General features: G+C 51.9%; 17 protein-coding genes and 5 pseudogenes. 9 read left to right on the top strand and 13 right to left on the bottom strand.

The genetic code is table 11. The features are described from left to right. A pseudogene (locus ACQGXV_RS18810) lies at positions 1-276 on the top strand (transposase); the annotation flags it as partial. 113 nt (positions 277-389) lie between these two features. Here ACQGXV_RS18810 and ACQGXV_RS18805 read toward each other — a convergent pair. From ACQGXV_RS18805 to ACQGXV_RS18770, 8 genes and pseudogenes are all read right to left on the bottom strand, one after another. After that, positions 390-605: a DUF3820 family protein gene (locus ACQGXV_RS18805; RefSeq protein WP_222158046.1), complete on the bottom strand. Its 216-nt coding sequence runs from the start codon at positions 603-605 to the stop codon at positions 390-392. 3 nt (positions 606-608) lie between these two features. Beyond that, positions 609-2,639, bottom strand: coding sequence for an NAD-dependent DNA ligase LigA (ligA, locus tag ACQGXV_RS18800; protein WP_440862700.1), 2,031 nt, complete (start codon positions 2,637-2,639; stop codon positions 609-611). A 25-nt stretch (positions 2,640-2,664) separates the two neighbouring features. Then, positions 2,665-4,098, bottom strand: coding sequence for a bifunctional D-glycero-beta-D-manno-heptose-7-phosphate kinase/D-glycero-beta-D-manno-heptose 1-phosphate adenylyltransferase HldE (hldE, locus tag ACQGXV_RS18795; protein WP_440862699.1), 1,434 nt, complete (start codon positions 4,096-4,098; stop codon positions 2,665-2,667). A gap of 85 nt (positions 4,099-4,183) precedes the next feature. After that, a complete protein-coding gene (glnE, locus tag ACQGXV_RS18790; protein WP_440867506.1) occupies positions 4,184-7,033 on the bottom strand; it encodes a bifunctional [glutamate--ammonia ligase]-adenylyl-L-tyrosine phosphorylase/[glutamate--ammonia-ligase] adenylyltransferase in 2,850 nt (949 codons plus the stop codon). Positions 7,034-7,363: 330 nt separating this feature from the next. Continuing rightward, complete coding sequence (locus ACQGXV_RS18785) at positions 7,364-7,519, bottom strand: hypothetical protein (RefSeq protein WP_440862698.1); 156 nt, start codon at positions 7,517-7,519, stop codon at positions 7,364-7,366. A 48-nt stretch (positions 7,520-7,567) separates the two neighbouring features. Beyond that, positions 7,568-8,040: pseudogene (locus ACQGXV_RS18780) on the bottom strand (IS5 family transposase); the annotation flags it as partial. Between the two features lie 18 nt (positions 8,041-8,058). Next, positions 8,059-8,298: pseudogene (locus ACQGXV_RS18775) on the bottom strand (integrase core domain-containing protein); the annotation flags it as partial. 206 nt (positions 8,299-8,504) lie between these two features. Next, on the bottom strand, positions 8,505-8,801 hold the full coding sequence (locus ACQGXV_RS18770; protein ID WP_440867505.1) for an IS30 family transposase: 297 nt from the start codon (positions 8,799-8,801) through the stop codon (positions 8,505-8,507). Positions 8,802-8,864: 63 nt separating this feature from the next. Here ACQGXV_RS18770 and ACQGXV_RS18765 point away from each other — a divergent pair, with 63 nt between their 5' ends. The 3 genes from ACQGXV_RS18765 (at position 8,865) to ACQGXV_RS18755 (ending at position 11,463) form a co-directional block, all read left to right on the top strand. Beyond that, positions 8,865-9,797: an IS5 family transposase gene (locus ACQGXV_RS18765; protein ID WP_440862697.1), complete on the top strand. Its 933-nt coding sequence runs from the start codon at positions 8,865-8,867 to the stop codon at positions 9,795-9,797. Positions 9,798-10,167: 370 nt separating this feature from the next. Continuing rightward, complete coding sequence (locus tag ACQGXV_RS18760) at positions 10,168-10,401, top strand: hypothetical protein (RefSeq protein WP_440862696.1); 234 nt, start codon at positions 10,168-10,170, stop codon at positions 10,399-10,401. A gap of 372 nt (positions 10,402-10,773) precedes the next feature. Then, a complete protein-coding gene (locus tag ACQGXV_RS18755) occupies positions 10,774-11,463 on the top strand; it encodes a transposase family protein (RefSeq protein WP_440862695.1) in 690 nt (229 codons plus the stop codon). Positions 11,464-11,623: 160 nt separating this feature from the next. Here ACQGXV_RS18755 and ACQGXV_RS18750 read toward each other — a convergent pair whose 3' ends face one another. Then, positions 11,624-12,844, bottom strand: coding sequence for an IS91 family transposase (locus tag ACQGXV_RS18750; RefSeq protein WP_440862694.1), 1,221 nt, complete (start codon positions 12,842-12,844; stop codon positions 11,624-11,626). Beyond that, a complete protein-coding gene (locus tag ACQGXV_RS18745; RefSeq protein WP_440862693.1) occupies positions 12,828-13,091 on the bottom strand; it encodes a hypothetical protein in 264 nt (87 codons plus the stop codon). The genes ACQGXV_RS18750 and ACQGXV_RS18745 overlap by 17 nt, the downstream gene beginning before the upstream one ends. A 184-nt stretch (positions 13,092-13,275) precedes the next feature. Here ACQGXV_RS18745 and ampD point away from each other — a divergent pair, with 184 nt between their 5' ends. Together ampD and ampE are read left to right on the top strand one after the other, a co-directional pair. Then, positions 13,276-13,851: a 1,6-anhydro-N-acetylmuramyl-L-alanine amidase AmpD gene (ampD, locus tag ACQGXV_RS18740; protein ID WP_440862692.1), complete on the top strand. Its 576-nt coding sequence runs from the start codon at positions 13,276-13,278 to the stop codon at positions 13,849-13,851. Then, positions 13,848-14,693 carry a beta-lactamase regulator AmpE gene (gene ampE, locus ACQGXV_RS18735; protein ID WP_440862691.1) on the top strand — a complete coding sequence of 282 codons (846 nt, stop codon included), beginning with the start codon at positions 13,848-13,850 and terminating at the stop codon, positions 14,691-14,693. Before ampD ends, ampE begins: the two co-directional genes overlap by 4 nt. Before the next feature lie 67 nt (positions 14,694-14,760). Here ampE and ACQGXV_RS18730 read toward each other — a convergent pair whose 3' ends face one another. Continuing rightward, positions 14,761-15,735, bottom strand: a complete 975-nt coding sequence (locus ACQGXV_RS18730; protein ID WP_440862690.1) for an IS30 family transposase — start codon at positions 15,733-15,735, stop codon at positions 14,761-14,763. An 89-nt stretch (positions 15,736-15,824) separates the two neighbouring features. On the opposite strand from ACQGXV_RS18730, the pseudogene ACQGXV_RS18725 reads away from it, so the two are divergent. Next, positions 15,825-15,965 (top strand): annotated as a pseudogene (locus tag ACQGXV_RS18725) (transposase); the annotation flags it as partial. Between the two features lie 43 nt (positions 15,966-16,008). Here ACQGXV_RS18725 and ACQGXV_RS18720 read toward each other — a convergent pair. Together ACQGXV_RS18720 and ACQGXV_RS18715 are read right to left on the bottom strand one after the other, a co-directional pair. After that, the gene (locus ACQGXV_RS18720; RefSeq protein ID WP_440862689.1) at positions 16,009-16,908 is read right to left on the bottom strand and encodes a transposase family protein; all 900 of its coding nucleotides are present in this window, start codon (positions 16,906-16,908) and stop codon (positions 16,009-16,011) included. A 140-nt stretch (positions 16,909-17,048) separates the two neighbouring features. Beyond that, positions 17,049-17,309 (bottom strand): annotated as a pseudogene (locus ACQGXV_RS18715) (IMP dehydrogenase); the annotation flags it as partial. Positions 17,310-17,494: 185 nt separating this feature from the next. On the opposite strand from ACQGXV_RS18715, the gene coaE reads away from it, so the two are divergent. Next, positions 17,495-18,112: a dephospho-CoA kinase gene (gene coaE / locus ACQGXV_RS18710; protein WP_440862688.1), complete on the top strand. Its 618-nt coding sequence runs from the start codon at positions 17,495-17,497 to the stop codon at positions 18,110-18,112. Positions 18,113-18,114: 2 nt separating this feature from the next. Beyond that, positions 18,115-18,867: a cell division protein ZapD gene (zapD, locus tag ACQGXV_RS18705; RefSeq protein ID WP_440862687.1), complete on the top strand. Its 753-nt coding sequence runs from the start codon at positions 18,115-18,117 to the stop codon at positions 18,865-18,867. Positions 18,868-18,884 lie beyond the last annotated feature (17 nt).

The raw sequence follows: 18,884 nt of genomic DNA, 5'->3' as shown, positions 1-18,884 counted from the left end.
GCTTGGCTATATAATTGGAAACGTCTCATCGTCATTTTTGATTTTCCGCCGGAGATCCGCAAGGTTATCTACACCACCAACGCGATAGAGTCGTTAAATGCTTCATTGCGCAAGATAACGAAAACGCGACGAATATTTCCAACGGATGACTCGGTGCTAAAATTATTCTATCTAGCCTTGCATAATATCTCGGCTAAATGGACCCTAGCAATCAGAGACTGGAAACCGGCTATGAGCCAATTCATGTTGATGTATGGAGATCGGATTTCCGGTTAAGCGATGGAGCCATTTACACGAAATTCTTTACAGACTCGACTGAAGAGAATAAGATTAACATCTACGTGTAGCCGTTGAGTCACACGCGCAGCACCGCAAACGCGGTGCTGCTTCTAACGCTGCTTGAGCGGCGTCACCAACCCTTGCAGCCCTTCTATCTTGATGGTCAGCGTCAGTTGCATCAAATCACCCAGTCGCCCTTTGGGAAATGAATCCTTGCGGGCAAACCACAGCAAATACTCCTCGGGCAAATCGATCAGCACACGGCCCTGATACTTGCCAAACGGCATCTGCTGGGTGGCGATGGCAATTAAATCCTCTTTTTCCATCGGTTAGGCTCCGAGCAGGCGGATCATCTCGGCTTCATCAATCACCGGGATATTCAGTTCTTGTGCTTTGGCCAACTTGGAGCCCGCCGCTTCCCCGGCAATCACCATATCGGTTTTCTTGGACACGCTGCCGCTCACTTTCGCGCCCAGCGCCGTCAGGCGATCCTTGGCTTCATCACGGGATAGCTGGCTCAACGAGCCGGTCAGCACAATGGTCTTGCCAGCAAACGGGTTATCGAGCGTCGCAACATCCACCCTTTCGATTTCCGGCCAGTGAATATTGATGCCCTCAGGGTCGATGAGCTCGCGAATCACTTGTCGGTTGTGTTCTTCTTGCAGGAAATGACGCACATGCTTCGCTACCACGGGCCCCACATCCGCCACTTCCAGCAGCGCTTCTTCATCCGCCGCCAGCAGGTTATCCAGCGTGGCAAAATGCTGCGCCAGGTTGCTTGCAGTCGCTTCGCCCACGTCGCGGATACCCAGCGCAAACAAGAAGCGGGCAAAGGTGGTGAATTTGGCTTTTTCCAGCGCATTGACTAGATTCTGCGCCGATTTCGGCCCCATACGATCAAGCCCGGTCAGGATGCCTGCGGTAAGGGTAAACAGGTCGGCTGGGGTTTTGACGTACTCTTTTTCCACCAGTTGATCGATAACCTTATCACCCATGCCTTCCACGTCCAGCGCACGGCGCGAGACAAAGTGTTTTAACGCTTCCTTACACTGTGCGCCGCAGATCAACCCGCCAGTACAACGCGTTACAGCCTCACCTTCAATGCGCTCCACCTCGGAACCGCATACCGGACATTGTTCCGGAAAATCGATAGCACGGGCATCCGCAGGGCGCTCCGCTTCCACTACGCCAACGATCTGCGGAATGACATCGCCTGCGCGACGCACGATAACGCGATCGCCGACCTGTATGCCGAGACGTTCAATTTCATAGCGGTTGTGCAAGGTGGCATTGCTCACCATCACGCCCGCAACGGCAACCGGCTCAAGGCGTGCCACCGGCGTAATAGCACCGGTGCGGCCTACCTGAAAATCAACGCCGTGCAACCAGGTCAATTGTTCCTGCGCCGGGAATTTAAAAGCCACCGCCCAGCGCGGCGCTCGCGCCACAAACCCGAGTCGCTCTTGCAATGCCAGGTCGTCAACTTTGACCACTACGCCGTCTATATCGAAGCCGAGCGTAGCGCGTTCCTGCTCCACCTGCCGATAAAACGCCAGCACGTCTGCACTGCCAGTACATAAACGAATACGATCGCTGACCGGCAATCCCCAGTCTTTAAACTGCTTCAGGCGCGCCAAATGGCTGACTGGCAAGGTGCCGCCTTCCAACAGACCAACGCCGTAGCAAAAGAAGGTCAGGGGGCGTTTGGCCGTAATACGCGGATCGAGCTGACGCAACGACCCCGCCGCCGCATTGCGCGGATTGGCAAATATCTTGCCGCCGGTACGTCGCGCTTCGTCATTCATCTTTTCAAAGCAACGGTGCTTCATAAACACTTCGCCGCGCACTTCCACGCGCGCAGGAATGTTATCCCCCTGCAACCGCAGCGGAATGGCACCGATGGTGCGGATATTGGCGGTAATGTTTTCCCCCGTCGAGCCATCGCCGCGCGTAGCGGCCTGCACTAACAGACCGTTTTCATACAGCAGGCTTACCGCCAAACCATCGAGCTTCAGCTCACAGCAGAAGGTCAGTTCTTCACCGCTTTTCAAGCGATCCTGCACGCGTTTGTAGAACGCCAGATAGCTTTCATCATCAAACACGTTATCCAGCGACAACATCGGCACTTCATGGCGCACGGACTCAAACGCCGACAGGGGTGCCGCACCAACGCGCTGCGTGGGCGAATCCAACGTGATCAGCTCAGGATGCTCCGCTTCGATCGCCTTAAGCTCATTCATCAGGCGGTCATATTCCACGTCAGGAATTTCCGGCGCATCTTCAACGTGATATTTATATTCGTGGTGGCGCAATTGCGCGTGCAGCTCAGCCACACGCGATGTCAGATGTTCAACTGTCACTGGAGGTTACCCGTACTCTTTTGGTTTATCGCGGCGTATTCGCTTTGATGGCATTAATAATGTTAGTGGTAGAACAGCCATCTTCAAAGTTCAGCACCTGTACGTCACCGCCGTTGGCCCACACCTCTTTGCTGCCTGCGATATCTTCCGGCTTGTAGTCACCGCCTTTGACCAGAATATCCGGCAGAATGCCAGCAATCAGGCGCTGCGGCGTGTCTTCTTCAAACGGTACCACCCAGTCCACCGCGCCGAGAGCGCTTAACACCGCCATACGTTGTGCCAAAGCATTGACCGGACGCGTCGGGCCTTTTAAGCGGCTGGTGGAGTCATCGCTGTTCACCGCTACAATCAAGCGATCGCCCAGCTTGCGCGCGTTCGCCAAATAAGAAACGTGACCGGCGTGCAGAATATCGAACACCCCGTTGGTCATAACAATTTTTTCACCGCGCAGACGCGCCTGCGCCACGGCCGCTTTCAGCTGCGCTTCATCCATCGAGCCAAAACCGCTGTCAGCGCGACCGCGAATGGCATTTTCCAGCTCGATAGGCGTGACGGTCGAGGTTCCCAGCTTGCCCACCACCACACCGGCTGCGGCGTTCGCTAAGAAACAAGCATCTTCCAGTGAGTTTCCCGCCGCCAGTGCTGCTGCCAATACGCCAATCACGGTATCGCCCGCGCCGGTCACATCGTAGACTTCCTGCGCCTGTGTCGGCAGATTCAGCGGCGCTTTGCCCGGCTGAAGCAGCGTCATGCCATGTTCGGAACGGGTGATCAGCAGAGCGGACAGGTCGAAATCGGCAATCATTTTCTCACCGCGCGCGACCAGCTCTTCTTCGGTTTTGCTGCGCCCGGCAACCGCTTCGAACTCAGACAGGTTAGGGGTCAGCAAGGTGGCACCGCGATAGCGAACGAAATCGGTCCCTTTCGGGTCGATCAGCACCGGCACACCGGCTTCATTCGCGGTTTGGATCATCGCCTGCACATGCGCCAGAGCACCTTTCGCGTAGTCTGACAGCACCAGTGCGCCGATTTTCGGCAGCGCCTGCGCGATGCGCTCCAACATAGGCTGCGGATCAACCTCGTCAAAGCCTTCTTCAAAATCGAGGCGAATCAACTGCTGGTTGCGCGACAACACGCGCAGCTTGGTGATAGTGGGGTGCGTCGGGACGGAAACAAAATCGCATTTGACGTTCACATCGCTCAGTTTGGCGCTCAGCGCACGCGCAGCGTCATCGATGCCGGTCAGCCCGACCAGGCGGGAGTTGGCACCCAGCGCTGCAATGTTCATGGCCACGTTGGCCGCACCGCCGGGACGTTCTTCAATGGTATCGACTTTGACTACCGGCACAGGCGCTTCTGGCGAAATACGGCTGGTAGGACCGTACCAGTAGCGATCCAGCATCACATCCCCTACCACCAGAACGCCAGCCTGACGAAAATCAGGTAATGAACCTTTCATGCACCAACTCCAAGATGTTTTTTGTCATACAGTTGGCCGCGATAATAGCACAGCCCCCGCAGCCCTTCGAAACAACATTCTTTGCCTACTGCGCCACGGCCCCCAGCCATTTTTCCCAGCTGGTTTTCACCTGTTGGCGCTCGGTCAAAAAGCTTTCAGCACTGACACGCGCCGACTGTTCCTGCAACGCTAAATGATGCAACTCATCGCGCAGGGTGATGTAAGCGAGCGTCAAAGCCCGCGCTTCTTCCTCGTCCATCACGCCACATTGGGCCATCAGTTCCAGAATGCGCACGTTATCAGACCAGCGCGTCAGGCGCGGCTCCTGTGCCGCATAACGCAGCACCAGGTATTGCACGATAAATTCGATATCGGTGATACCGCCCTCATCGATTTTGAGATCAAACAGCGCAGGGTCTTTATTGGCCAGATGCTGGCGCATCTTCTCGCGCATTTCGCGCACTTCCGCACGCAGCGTCTCCGGCTCGCGTTCCTGGCACAAAATCTGACGCCGTATCGCCTCAAACTGCGACTGCACGCCTCGCTCACCGTAGACCATGCGCGCGCGCACCAGCGCCTGATGTTCCCAGGTCCAGGCTTCATGTTGTTGATAGTCGCCAAAAGCCCCGACGGTACTGACCAGCATTCCAGCCGCCCCGGATGGACGCAGGCGGGCATCGACCTCGTAAAGAATACCCGATGAGGTACGCGTGCTGAACAAGTGCATCACACGCTGCGCCAGACGGAGATAGAAATGGCGACCATCGATACTGCGCTCACCGTCGGTTACCACATCATCCGGACAATCCAGCAGGAACACCAGATCGAGATCGGAACTGTAGCCCAGTTCCCAGCCGCCCAGTTTGCCATAACCAATTACCGCAAAGCCGCGTTCTTCGCGCTGTTGCAGATGTGTCGGTTCCCCATAGCGCGCCGCCATTTGCGTCCAAGCTTGCTGCACTACGGCCGCGATAATGGCTTCCGCCAGATAAGTTAAGTGATCGCTCACTTTCATTACCGGTAGCACGCCCGCGATGTCACCTGCGGCAATGCGCAACTGCTGCGCCTGTTTGAACTGCCGCACCGCTTCCAGTTGCTGCTCTTCGTCTTCCTCAGGCACGCGCATCATGTATTGGCGCAGTTCATCGTGATAGGCTTCCGGTGCCAGCGGATGATAGAGCGTCGCCGGATCGAGCAGTTCATCCAACAGCAGCGGATAACGCGCCAACTGACTTGCCACCATCGGCGAGGCTGCGCACAGTCGCACCAGTTGAATCAAGGCAGGGCGCGATTCCAGCAGCAGTTCCAGATAGGTGGTGCGCGTCACGATACCGAGCAACAACGGCGTCAGGCGCGGCAAAATAAGCTCAGCCTGCTGGTGAGCACACACTTCGGCCAGCAGCAGCGGCATAAGATGATCGAGCACGTCACGCCCGCGTGGGCCAATGGTGCGTTTGACCAAATCATGACGAAAATCGGTAATGGCGCGCAGTAGCGCGTTACGCGCCCCTTCGCTGAGATGGGACATCAACGCCCCCATATCCACTTCGTCGGGCGCATCCAGCCATATGCTGTTGTAGCCACTGCACTCCGGCGCATCCTGCCCGTCTTGCGCATCATCGCCAATCAGATCATTAAACACCCGGCGCACCGCTAGCATATGGTTTTGTAAGGCATCATTTAATGCCTCCCAACCGTCAAACCCCATGCCCCACGCCAAACGCTGCTGATTCAACGCCTCTTGCGGCAAGGTTTGCGTCTGCTCATCAGCAATCGCCTGCAACAGATTTTCCAGCCGCCGCAAAAACAGATAGGCATTGCTCAGTTCGTCCACTTGCTGCGGCGAGAGCAGGCCCAGGCTACCGGTGTGCTGCAACGTCGGCAGCAGTTCCCGGCCTTGTAACCCCGGTTCACGTCCACCGCGAATCAGTTGAAAAACCTGAGTGATAAACTCAATTTCACGAATACCGCCGGCGCCCAGCTTGATGTTGTTACGCAGATCGCGCCGCCGTACTTCACGGGCAATCATGCCCTTCATGTTACGCAGCGATTGGATCACACTGAAATCGATATAGCGGCGGAACACAAACGGACGCAACAGCGCGCGCAGCTCCTGACTGTAGGCATCCTCCATACCGCCCATCAGACGCGCTTTCACCATCGCGTAGCGTTCCCAATCGCGCCCCTGCTCCTGATAATACTCTTCCATCGCAGCAAAGCTGAGCACCAACGAACCGCTATCACCAAACGGGCGTAAACGCATATCGACACGGTAGACAAAGCCGTCAACCGTCATCTGATCCAGCGCTTTAATCAGGCGCTGCCCCAGTCGGGTAAAGAATTGCGCATTATCCAATTCGCGCCGTCCCCCGAGGGTTTGGCCGTTTTCCGGATAGACAAAAATCAGGTCGATATCAGAGGAGAAGTTCAGTTCTCCGCCCCCCAGTTTGCCCATGCCCAATATCAGCAATGGCTGCGGCTCACCTTGCGCATTACTCGGCGTGCCCCACTCGCGGCAGCAGGCGTCATACAGCCAGCCGCGCGCCGCCACAATCAGTGTCTCAGCCAATTCGCTGAGTTGACGCAACGTTTGCGGCGTGGTGCTGGTGGCGAGTGATTGCGACCAGGCAATACGCACCAGCATCCGACGGCGAAACTCACGCAGCACGCGCATCAGCGCCGCCTCATCGCTGACCGCTTCCAGCGCCTGCGCCAACCAGATCCCGTAGTGCTGCCACTCCTCCGGCTGAGGTGGCTGCTGATGCAATGTCTCCCACCACTCGGGATAGCGCGCAAGCGCCTCACTGACAAAATCACTGGAGGCCAGCACCGCCAGATCCTCGGGCGCGATAGACGCAGGGAGTGCCATGCTCTCTTGCAAGCGGAATAACACACGCTGCGCCTGCTCCGCCAGCAGCGGCGGTAAACTTTTCATCTTTAAATTCAACATGTCATTGTTAATCGATCGATATCAGTCGAAATTCGATCGAAATAATCATATTTCTGTCCATTCCGCACCCCTTACATCCCGGTACTTATCGGTCATATCTGATGACTTGTGACCTAACAGTTTTTGCGCATAATCTTTCCCTTTTTCCTCGGTAGGCTTTGTTGAATAATTTAAGATACTGATTTATATAAGCATTATAAAATTTCAACGACTAATTTTTCCTCTCGGAATGCTTTTTATTGTGCTAACTATTTGATTTGTCGTTCTAACAAAATACATTCTCTGTAAATGCATTCTAACTAAAGAAGATGTAAATCAAACGGTTAAATTATTCAACAAAGCCTCCTCGGTATACAAGCGTGCCGCCAAGCTTCTGATTTCGTGAAAGGAAGGAGCAGTGCCATTCCAGGTTAATCCAGAAGCACGGCGTGCCTTCATGAACGCTTCGGAAATTGTTTTCTTGGCAAACATACTATGTTTTTCGTCCGCTACAATATGGGAAGCACCATGATTTAGAACCTATCCCAATAGGATTTTATTCCAGACAATGATGCCGCAGGTAAAATGCAGCATCGCCTCATAATTTTCGACTTTCTTCTCCCAGCGAGTCAGAACCCGACGAAAGCGATTCATCCAGCTGTGCGTTCTCTCCACTACCCAGCGGTGAGCTTTAAAATCCGTATTTTTGATGGCTTCCGACTCCTCTTTCCTTGACTGGATATGAGGTTCGTAACGACGACTTTTCAGACAGGCCTCCAGCCATCCGGCTTCATAGCCTTTGTCCAGACAGAGGCGGAGCTTTCTGCCGGGTCTGCCCGTCTGAAGGGCGTCGAGAGTATCAGCAACCAGCTTTATGTCGTGGGTATTTGCCCCTGAGACAACCAGAGAGAGGGGAAGCCCGTTCGCATCGGTCATCAGGCTACGCTTTACACCCTGTTTCCTCCGGTCTGTGGGATTCCGTCCTGTTTTTTTGAGCCTGCCAGCGGTGACTTCTGCACTGGTCAAGTAAATCAGGACACTTTTTTCTCAGCCATTTGTTCATAACGCACCGGAGACAGATCCCCGTTAGCGGCATGATGCCTGCCTAGGTTGTAGTAGCGGATATACGTCGCCACATCATGCTCCATGTAAGCCCGTGTTGGCTGGGGTACCAGCAGCAACCATTCATGTTTCAGACTGCCCCAGAAGCGCTCCATCACCGCATTATCCCAGCAGGCACCCACGTCTCCCATACTGCTCCTCAGCCTGTATAGCCAACCGACTTAAAAATGATTACATCCTATGCCCTGATATGCGGCAAAGAAGAATAGCTGGCTGTTATCAAAATAATGTCGCTTGGCTATAGCTGCTCAGCAGCGCCTGAAAGCGTTGTCCCGTGTACTGCGCCCCCCTGTCCGTATGCACCACCAGGCCCGGGGCCCCATTCCCACTCGAAACGCAACAAAACGGTAGAGGCTTATGCCACCAGTAAGTGCGTTAAAAATACCTCATTGGGGGAACGATAGCCCAGCGATTTTCTGCCCCTTGTATTGAGTATGTGTTCGAGTTCGGCAATCTTACGATGACTGACCTGACTGAAGTCTGTTCCCTTTGGGTAAAAACGTCGTATCAGCCCGTTGGTGTGCTTATTCAAGCCCCTCTCCCAGGAATGATAAGGATGGGCAAAGTAGACCTGCGCCCCTGTGATTTGAGTAATTTGCTCGTGCAGAGCGAATTCAGGGCCGTTATCAGCTGTTAGGGGGCTTTGTTGAATAAATCGAACTTTCAGGGGATCGCCGGATCAAAGCACTATCATCGCTCCCGATAGCAGCTCCCCATGGCAAAGCAAAAGTTTAAAATCACCAACTGGCCCACCTACAACAAAGCACTCAGACAACGCGGCTCCCTGACGGTCTGGCTTGATGAGTCGGCCATCGCTGCATGGACTGACAGTGCTTCGCCTGAAGGTCGTGGTCGGCCGCTTTACTACACCGATATGGCTGTTACCACGGTTTTGATGATAAAGCGCGTGTTTAACCTGTCGCTCCGGGCATTACAGGGCTTTGTCGACTCGGTTTTTACACTGATGAGCCTGCCACTGCGCTGCCCGGACTACTCTCTGGTCAGTCGGCGGGCAAAAACCGTCAGTATCAGCATAAAAACGCCAACGCGTGGTGAAATCTCGCATCTGGTCATCGACAGTACCGGTCTGAAGGTCTTTGGCGAAGGTGAATGGAAAGTCAGGCAGCATGGGGCTGACAGACGAAGAGTGTGGCGCAAGCTTCATCTGGCAGCAGACAGTGCGACGCATGAGATTATCTGTGCCGACTTATCGCTCAGCGGAACGACAGATGCGCAGGCACTGCCGGGCCTGATTAACCAAACCCACCGAAAAATCAGGGAAGTGTCAGCAGACGGTGCTTATGACGCCCGTTACTGCCACAATGCGTTGCTAAGAAAGAAAATCAGGCCCCTTATCCCGCCGCGAAGCGGAGCCAAATACTGGCCGGACAAGTACCATGAACGTAACCATGCGGTGGCGAATCAGCGTCTGAGCGGGAGTAATGATATGTGGAAAAAGAAAGTGGGTTATCACCGGCGTTCAGTGGCAGAAACAGCGATGTTCCGCATAAAAACTTTGCTGGGTGGCCATCTGAGCCTGCGTGACTATGAGGCTCAAGTAGGTGAAGCCATAGCGATGGTCAAAGCGCTGAACCGTATGACGTTGTTGGGTATGCCACAGGCTTTGTTGAATAATTTAACCGTTTAATTTACATCTTCTTTAGTTAGAATGCATTTACAGAGAATGTATTTTGTTAGAACGACAAATCAAATAGTTAGCACAATAAAAAGCATTCCGAGAGGAAAAATTAGTCGTTGAAATTTTATAATGCTTATATAAATCAGTATCTTAAATTATTCAACAAAGCCTATGCCACACAGCGTCAGGATAGGATAACAGGTGTAGCATAGGGAGTCATCCTGTCGGCTAATTCTGATTTATTCAACAAAGCCCTGTTAGGGTCTTAAACTTGCAAAAGGTATTAGCTTCAATAAACTAGTTGCTGAATAGAGACTTGCATTTTTTGTCAGGCTATTGAGAATAAAAAGAGGTTTAACTTAGAGAATAAAGGTTTGAAATGATCAACAAAGAGCGGTTGTTACGAGATAATCGTTTATGTAAAGCAATCATTGGATTATCAGTCGAAGAATTGAAAAATTTAGCCGCTGAATTTTCAGCTTGTTATTTGATTTATCGGAAAAAGAATCGAAAAGATCACGAGCGGCAGATGGGTGCAGGGCAGAAAGGATTTATCCCAACCCCATTAGATAAACTGCTTTTTATTTTATTGGCTTTGTTGAGGCTTTGTTGAATAATTTAACATGCTGATTTACATAATTATTATAACACTTCAACAACTAAGTTTTCCAGCCGTAATGCTTTTTATTGTGCTAACTACTTGATTTGTCGTTCTAACAAAATACAGTCTCTGTACATGCATTCTACCTAAAGAAGATGTAAATCAAACGGTTAAATTATTCAACAAAGCCCTTTGTTGAATAATTTAAGATACTGATTTATATAAGCATTATAAAATTTCAACGACTAATTCTTCCTCTCGGAATGCTTTTTATTGTGCTAACTATTTGATTTATCGTTCTAACAAAATACATTCTCTGTAAATGCATTCTAACTAAAGAAGATGTAAATCAAACGGTTAAATTATTCAACAAAGCCTATTTTATTGTATTTAAAATGTTATCCGACCTATGATTTGCAAGGACTTCTTTTTGGTTTAGATAGAACACGGGTATGTCGCTGGGTAAAAATATTATTGCCGGTTTTAGAGATGACCTTGGGGCGAGAATGTGTTTTGCCCGCTCGTCAAATTCGCTCTGCTGAGGAATTTTTTCGCGCCTTTCCTGGAGTTAAAGACGTCTTTATTGATGGGACAGAGCGACCTGTCCAAAAGCCTAAGAATCTGCGTCGGCGAAAAAAAATGTATTCGGGAAAGAAAAGACAGACCACTCGAAAAGGGCTTATTATGACTGACGAAACAAGGCAAATTGGATTTATCCCCATGAGCAAAAATGGGCGCCGTCACGATAAACGCTTACTCGATAAAGTCGATATAATTCGCCATATTCCTCCTGAGGTAACCATCTGGGCAGATACCGGTTTTCAAGGTATAGATAAACAGCATCCTAATACACAAATCCCAAAAAAAGGAACTCGAAAAAGACCTTTATCGCCTGAACAAAAACAAGAAAATAAAATAATCTCGGGCATCCGTATTACAGTTGAACACGCCATCGCGGGTATCAAGCGCCTCGGTTGCATGACCCAAATTTTACGGAATCGTAGACCCTTTATTGATGATACCTTCTTACTCCTTAGCGCCGGTCTTTGGAATTTCCATCTCAGAACAGCGTAAAATTTACTTCAATCACCGAAACACCCTTATTTCACTATTAAGCAACACGCTTGATGAAAACCGGCTTTTTTATCGTGAATGCCTCTGTGTTTGGGTGATTTTTGAACACATTGCGCGTTTTTTGATTACATCGCCGAATTCCAGGCAGAGCTTCCCCGCATTATCCAACGTAACGCATTCGCGCTATCTCCCCGGCGTTCGCGATTAGCTTCTCCAGGGCCGTTGCCGGCAGCGCCCGGCTGAACGCCATTTTTGCCCCGCACAGCAGGCAGGCAAACGGGTCTGTATTCTGTAATCCCTGACTCAGCGTTGTGTATGTCACTGGCGCTGCTTTTTTCACATTATCCTGCCCCAGGGCTTTTCTCACCAGAGGCAACAGTTTTCCCACTACGCGGTTAGCCAGAAAACCAAAGTAACGCACCATCCGGAAATGCTTCTCCGGTATATGCTTTATCAGCCGCAGTATCAGCTCACGCTGACTGAGCGCCAGGTCTTCATGCCTCCCCGTCCGGTGATCCAGAAAACGCAGGGTGATGCGGCTTCCCCCGTCGTAGTGTGCCAGTCGCGCACCCGACACAGGCAGTTTTTTCAGGTACCGGCCCAGGTACTTTGCTGTCTGCCGGGGATGTTTCGTCGGCTTCGCAAAATACACGTGCCAGTAAATCTCTCCCTGCTCATTTTTCCCCTGGCTGAGGATAAAGCGCTTCCATTCATCATAATCCCGGATGTGAGCCAGCTGCGGCGGCAGAACAAGAGACTCCCATGCAGACAGCAGATACTGGCGTACATTCCATACCCAGCGCGCCCTGACCTTCGGCAGGGCAAACGACAGTTTTTTCCAGGCACCGTGCTCATTTATGCCGCCGGTGGTCCACGACAGGTGAATATGGCAGTTCCAGTTAAGCTGGCGACCATACGTGTGAAGAGCGCCGAAAATACCGGTGGTCAGGCCCCGCTGCTCTGCAGCGTACAGCAGGTTGTCCGCCGCCAGCGCAAAGAGTCCATTCAGCAGCCAGCGGTTGGCTTCAAACAATGGCCACAGGGTATCCGGCATCGTGAATGTGCCGTGCTGGCACGGCGTATCCGGCAGGCGGGCCATCATGGTGGCAATCCACAGGTCGGTGGCCTTTTTGCCGCAGGTCGGACATCCGCGTCCGTGGCAGCTCTGATGGATGTAACGGTGGTGAGTGCAGTCGGGGTTGCTGCAGCGAAATTCCCGGCTGCCCGTCAGTGGGGTGCCGCAGGCCAGCATCTTTGTGACAACCTCAATCTCTACAGGCCGGAGCGGGTATGCCTCCATGATGTCAGCCCATGCCCTGTTGCGCTGAAACAGCGTCTTCATGGAGCGGGGCTGTATGCCGGTATCATCCGTGCGGGTCATAGGAGAGCATCTCCGCTTCGGTTTCGTACAGGTCAAACCGGCGACAGGTATGGCAGAAGGTGTAGTGGTACGGAGAATCTGGGAATTCACTGTAGAAGGTGGTCCAGAACCACTCTGTGCAGTCAGGATCGTTGTCAACGAAAAGGCGGAATTGCTGGTAAGGGAGGTTGCCCTGTCGGGCCACCGTTTTGAAAATCTGCTTAACCATTTTTGTATGAACGCGCTGATGCTCAGGGGAATGTGACACGGGATAACCTTCGGCTGGCGGGTTTCAGAATATCGCTATTCTGCCACACTTCGATTTGCAGCCGCCAGGCTGCTTCGTTCTTATATTTTAATGCGTTAATGGTTATTTTAAGAATGTCCTTGCTAGAAAAATAACCAAAGCTGAGTAATAATGGTACGACGCCATTTCTTGGGGAGCATGTGGTATGCAGTTGGAAGCGGGTTGGTTAACAGGCGTAAAACGGGTGACTTCTCCCCATTGTGATGCGCGCCCTGACGCAGAGCTTCCTTCATTGCTGGTGATACACAATATCAGCTTACCGCCGGGAGAGTTTGGCGGCCCCTATATCGACCAACTGTTCACGGCGACGCTCGATCCCCAGGCGCATCCCTATTTTCAGGATATCAGCCATTTGCGGGTGTCGGCACACTGCCTGATTCGTCGTGATGGCGGTATTGTGCAATATGTCCCTTTTGATAAACGCGCCTGGCATGCCGGGGTATCTCAGTTTGCCGGCCGTGAGCGGTGTAACGATTTCTCCATTGGTATCGAACTGGAAGGCACCGATACGCTACCTTTTACTCAGGAGCAATACCAACAGCTGGCCTGTATTACTCGGTTGTTGTTGAACCATTACCCTATTACGCCACAGTGCATTACCGGGCACAGTGATATAGCCCCTCAGCGTAAAACTGACCCCGGTCCGGCCTTTGACTGGCAGCACTATCACCACTTGATCTCGGTGCCGAAAATTGACGATAAGAGGAATGTGCGCTCATGACCCTGTTTACCTTGCTACTGGCCCTGACGTGGGAGCGTTTGTTTAAAAAAAACGATCGCTGGCAGATAGACACCCATCTGGAAATAATTTTTCGCCGCCTCTCAACCCCCTCTTTGTTGCAGACGTTGCTGTTAGCCATGTTGGGAATGGCTGTAACCGCTGTGCTGCTGTGGCTGGCGAAGGGGGTATTATTTTGGCTGGTGGGGCTGTTGCTCTGGATTGCTATCGTACTGTTGTGCATTGGTGCTGGCGAGGTGCGGCAGCATTACCAGAATTACCTTGGCGCAGCACAACGGGGTGAACAGGATGCGATGCAGGCGCTGGCAGAAGAGCTGGCGCTGATTCATGGTTTACCGCTGGATGCCACCGAGCGCGAAAAACTGAGCGAATTGCAGAATGCACTGCTGTGGCTCAACTTTCGGTTTTATCTGGCTCCGCTGTTCTGGTTTGTGGTCGCTGGGCCATACGGGCCGATAGCGCTGGTTGGTTATGCCATTTTACGCGCTCGCCAAACCTGCCTGGCGCGGCATCACACGCCTTTAGTGCGTACCCAATCAGGCGTAGATGCCGTGTTGCGCTGGTTGGATTGGATCCCGGCACGTTTGGCGGGGATCACCTATGCGCTGTTGGGCCATGGCGAAAAAGCGCTTCCTGCCTGGCTGGCATCGTTGGGCGATTTGCAACATTCTCCCTATTGGGTTGTTACGCAATTGGCGCAATTTTCTCTGGTTCGCGAATCTCACACCGACCCCATTGATGCGCCGCGCGCCGCGGTAATACTCGCGAAAAAGGTCTCTGTGGTGATGGTGGCTGCGCTCACGATTTATGGTACGTTGCTTTGAGTTGCGTCTGGCGGTGTGTGCCACAATGGCCCCATTCCCAGTCGAAACGCAACAAAACGGTAGGGCATTATGCCGCCTGTAAGTGCGTTAAAAATACCTCATTTGGAGAACGATAACCCAGCGATTTTCGGCCTCGCGTATTGAGCAGGTGTTCGAGTGCTGCAACCTTGCGATGGGTGACATAATTGAAGTCCGTTCCCTTCGGGTAAAAACGCCGTATCAGCCCGTTGGTATGCTCATTCAACCCGCGTTCCCAGGAATGATATGGCCGGGCAAAGTAGACCGGTGCCCCCGTGACTTTTGTAATTTCCCCGTGCTGGGAAAATTCAGAACCGTTGTCAGCAGTCAGGGTTTTAAACTCGCAGAAGGTATTGGCAACGATGTCCCTGAAGGCCGCTACCACTGTCTCTGCTCGCTTGTTGGGCAGTTTGCGAATGATGACCAGCTTGACGGCTTTATCGACCACCGTCAGCAGGAATGATTTCTGATCTTTGCCAAAGATGGTGTCAATCTCGAAATGCCCGGGTTCCTGCTTGAGGTCAGCAACGGCCGGCCGCTGCTCAATGCCAACACGGTTGGGAATAGGACCGCGTTTGTTCTCATCGGTCTGATAGTTATACCGTTTACCCCGATGAGGGAGCTGCTGATACAGCTCACCGCCGGCCCGGCGCTCCTGCTGGATATAGCGATAGAGCGAGTTCTTGCTGACGGACAGGCCAAATTCCAGGACCAGGCGCCCACTGATGACCTCAGGTGAGGTGTGGGTAGACAGCGCCGTTCTGATAAAGTCCTGAATGTGCGGTTCAAGCTGGTTAATCACGCTGTCCGGCCGAGTTTTCTGCCGCCGCCCTCTGGCCAACGTTTCGGCCCTTCTGCAGGAATAGACCCCGTTGAAAGCGGCGTCGGTATTGCGTCTGAGCTCCCTGCTGATGGTAGAACGAGGAAGCTCCAGTTCCCGGGCGATGGTGGCCTGGTTAACCCCATCACCACGCCGTTTTTCGATGTAGAACCGCTCTTTGTGAGTCAGATGTTTTCCCTGCATGCAACGGGATCTCCAGTAGGGCCAGAACGGTGATTTTATCCGGGTCTGGCCAGTGGGTCACTTTGTTGCATTTCGACTGGGAATGGGGCCTGGGGCTATGGATAGCCAAAACCGAGGGGGCCAAGTTCTGGTTATCTGTAATGACAGAACTGAAAAATCGTGGGCTACAGGACATATTCATCGCCTGCTGCGATGGCCTGAAGGGCTTTCCTGATGCCATTAAGCGTGTTGCTTAATAGTGAAATAAGGGTGTTTCGGTGATTGAAGTAAATTTTACGCTGTTCTGAGATGGAAATTCCAAAGACCGGCGCTAAGGAGTAAGAAGGTATCATCAATAAAGGGTCTACGATTCCGTAAAATTTGGGTCATGCAACCGAGGCGCTTGATACCCGCGATGGCGTCTTCAACTGTAATACGGATGCCCGAGATTATTTTATTTTCTTGTTTTTGTTCAGGCGATAAAGGTCTTTTTCGAGTTCCTTTTTTTGGGATTTGTGTATTAGGATGCTGTTTATCTATACCTTGAAAACCGGTATCTGCCCAGATGGTTACCTCAGGAGGAATATGGCGAATTATATCGACTTTATCGAGTAAGCGTTTATCGTGACGGCGCCCATTTTTGCTCATGGGGATAAATCCAATTTGCCTTGTTTCGTCAGTCATAATAAGCCCTTTTCGAGTGGTCTGTCTTTTCTTTCCCGAATACATTTTTTTTCGCCGACGCAGATTCTTAGGCTTTTGGACAGGTCGCTCTGTCCCATCAATAAAGACGTCTTTAACTCCAGGAAAGGCGCGAAAAAATTCCTCAGCAGAGCGAATTTGACGAGCGGGCAAAACACATTCTCGCCCCAAGGTCATCTCTAAAACCGGCAATAATATTTTTACCCAGCGACATACCCGTGTTCTATCTAAACCAAAAAGAAGTCCTTGCAAATCATAGGTCGGATAACATTTTAAATACAATAAAATAAAAAGCAGTTTATCTAATGGGGTTGGGATAAATCCTTTCTGCCCTGCACCCATCTGCCGCTCGTGATCTTTTCGATTCTTTTTCCGATAAATCAAATAACAAGCTGAAAATTCAGCTGCTAAATTTTTCAATTCTTCGACTGATAATCCAATGATTGCTTTACATAAACGATTATCTCGTAACAACCGCTCTTTGTTGATCATTTCAAACCTTTATTCTCTAAGTTAAACCTCTTTTTATTCTCAATAGCCTGACAAAAAATGCAAGTCTCTATTCAGCAACTAGTTTATCGTTGCCAGCACCCGAAATCAGGGGCACCAAAAAGTTTGAAATTCCTAGGCGTGAACTGCGCCCACTGCTCCACGCTGTAGTGCTTATGTACCGCAGTCAGCACGTCAAACTCCGCCAGCGCACGCGCCATGCGAAAGGTGCCTACGGTATCCATATTGGCAGCAATTACCGGTACACCAGACCAAGTGGTCTGAGCATGAAGGAAGGTGAATTGGCGTTCCAATTCAACGTCAGAACGACTTTTCAAGCTAGAACGCTTGGGGCGAATAAGGACATTTTTGAAACCGAGCTTCAGATCTTCTTCAATACGCATGACGGTTATCTTCCTGGTTATAGCGGCGAGTATGCCAGCAATGCGGCCACGTAAAGTACAACGGGCGAAGGCCATTCCCAGTTACCTCATCATACGCAGTAATAATGCAACAACAAGACTGCGAATTTCCCTTTATTTGGACTAGAATCCCATAAATTTACCTGCTCATTTTCACACAACGCATTATGACATATATCGTAGCCTTAACCGGTGGAATCGGCAGCGGCAAAAGCACAGTTGCCGATGCCTTCGACGCCTTCGGGATCCCGGTTGTCGATGCCGATGTCATCGCTCGTCAGGTGGTAGAACCCGGTGCGCCAGCGTTATCGGCTATTCAGGCGCATTTTGGTAACGATATGCTGAACAGTGATGGCACTTTGAATCGTGCCATGCTCCGCCAGCGCATCTTTTCCTCAACAGAGGATAAAACGTGGCTAAATGCCCTCTTGCACCCCTTGATTCATGCAGAAACACGGCAAAAATGGCAGCAGGCAACAGGCCCCTATGTGCTGTGGGTGGTGCCGCTGTTGGTGGAGAATGGGTTGCAATCCCTGGCGCAGCGCGTAGCCGTGGTTGATGTGGAAAGAGACACGCAATTAGAACGCCTGCTTGCTCGCGACAAGGTAAATCGCCAGCAGGCAGAGAACATACTCGCGGCACAGGCAACGCGTGAACAGCGGTTGGCCTGTGCAGATGACATTATTGATAACAACGGTCGCCCCGGGGCGTGGATGGAACAGGTTGCCGCGTTACATCAACGCTACCTCGCCCTTGCTGCCGACAACGACCGACAGGACAAGTAACAATGAGCGATGCCCTTTCCACCGTGTTGTTTGAATACCCACTTAATGAAAAGATGCGTACCTGGCTACGTTTGGAAACGCTGCTGCAACAGTTGCATGAAAATCACAGTTGGGCAGATATGGGCAGTGCGCTTGCCTTCTTCCGCGCCGTGGTCGATTTACTCGACGTGCTAGAACGTGGAGACATTCGCACAGAATTGCTTAAAGAGCTGGAACGTCAGCAACAAAAGCTGCTGCAATGGAGCGATGTACCCGGCGTCGATCATGACCGCATCCATGCGCTGCGCCAGCGTTTGAAGCAACTCGCGGCGGTGCTGATGTCCGCGCCGCGCATGGGTCAATTTTTGCGCGAAGACAAGCTGATTGGCATGGTACGGCAGCGCCTGAGCATTCCAGGTGGTTGTTGCAGTTTCGATGTGCCAACTCTGCATCTGTGGCTGCATCAGCCGCAGGCGCAGAAGCAACAGGTAATAGACACCTGGCTACACTCGCTGTCACCGTTAAAGAACTCGCTCGATCAGGTGCTGGAGCTGATACGTCACTCGGGTACTTTTCGGGCGCAAACCAGTTTGAACGGATTCTTTCAAGACAACGCGGTGGATGCCGACCTGATTCGTTTGCAATTGGCTATCGAGCATCAGCTCTACCCTCAGGTATCAGGTCATAAATCACGCTTTGCGATTCGCTTTTTGCCTTTAGACAGCGAAAATGGCCACGTGCCCGCGCGCCTGTCATTTGAGCTAGCCTGTTGTTAACCGATATTGCTGTAGGA

It is taken from the genome of Symbiopectobacterium purcellii, from assembly GCF_052050035.1.
Lineage (GTDB): Bacteria > Pseudomonadota > Gammaproteobacteria > Enterobacterales > Enterobacteriaceae > Symbiopectobacterium > Symbiopectobacterium purcellii_A.
Note: the sequence above shows the minus strand (reverse complement) of the source record. Positions and strands in the feature narration are given on the sequence as shown.

Bases quoted from the DNA above. Each gene is read 5' to 3' on its own strand.
- ampE (WP_440862691.1), top strand. From the start codon at position 13,848: ATGACCCTGTTTACCTTGCTACTGGCCCTGACGTGGGAGCGTTTGTTT.
- ACQGXV_RS18760 (WP_440862696.1), top strand. From the start codon at position 10,168: ATGATCAACAAAGAGCGGTTGTTACGAGATAATCGTTTATGTAAAGCA.
- ACQGXV_RS18730 (WP_440862690.1), bottom strand. From the start codon at position 15,735: ATGCAGGGAAAACATCTGACTCACAAAGAGCGGTTCTACATCGAAAAA.
- ACQGXV_RS18805 (WP_222158046.1), bottom strand. From the start codon at position 605: ATGGAAAAAGAGGATTTAATTGCCATCGCCACCCAGCAGATGCCGTTT.
- hldE (WP_440862699.1), bottom strand. From the start codon at position 4,098: ATGAAAGGTTCATTACCTGATTTTCGTCAGGCTGGCGTTCTGGTGGTA.
- zapD (WP_440862687.1), top strand. From the start codon at position 18,115: ATGAGCGATGCCCTTTCCACCGTGTTGTTTGAATACCCACTTAATGAA.
- coaE (WP_440862688.1), top strand. From the start codon at position 17,495: ATGACATATATCGTAGCCTTAACCGGTGGAATCGGCAGCGGCAAAAGC.
- ACQGXV_RS18750 (WP_440862694.1), bottom strand. From the start codon at position 12,844: ATGACCCGCACGGATGATACCGGCATACAGCCCCGCTCCATGAAGACG.
- ACQGXV_RS18765 (WP_440862697.1), top strand. From the start codon at position 8,865: ATGGCAAAGCAAAAGTTTAAAATCACCAACTGGCCCACCTACAACAAA.
- ACQGXV_RS18785 (WP_440862698.1), bottom strand. From the start codon at position 7,519: ATGTTTGCCAAGAAAACAATTTCCGAAGCGTTCATGAAGGCACGCCGT.
- ampD (WP_440862692.1), top strand. From the start codon at position 13,276: ATGCAGTTGGAAGCGGGTTGGTTAACAGGCGTAAAACGGGTGACTTCT.
- glnE (WP_440867506.1), bottom strand. From the start codon at position 7,033: ATGAAAAGTTTACCGCCGCTGCTGGCGGAGCAGGCGCAGCGTGTGTTA.
- ACQGXV_RS18720 (WP_440862689.1), bottom strand. From the start codon at position 16,908: ATGATCAACAAAGAGCGGTTGTTACGAGATAATCGTTTATGTAAAGCA.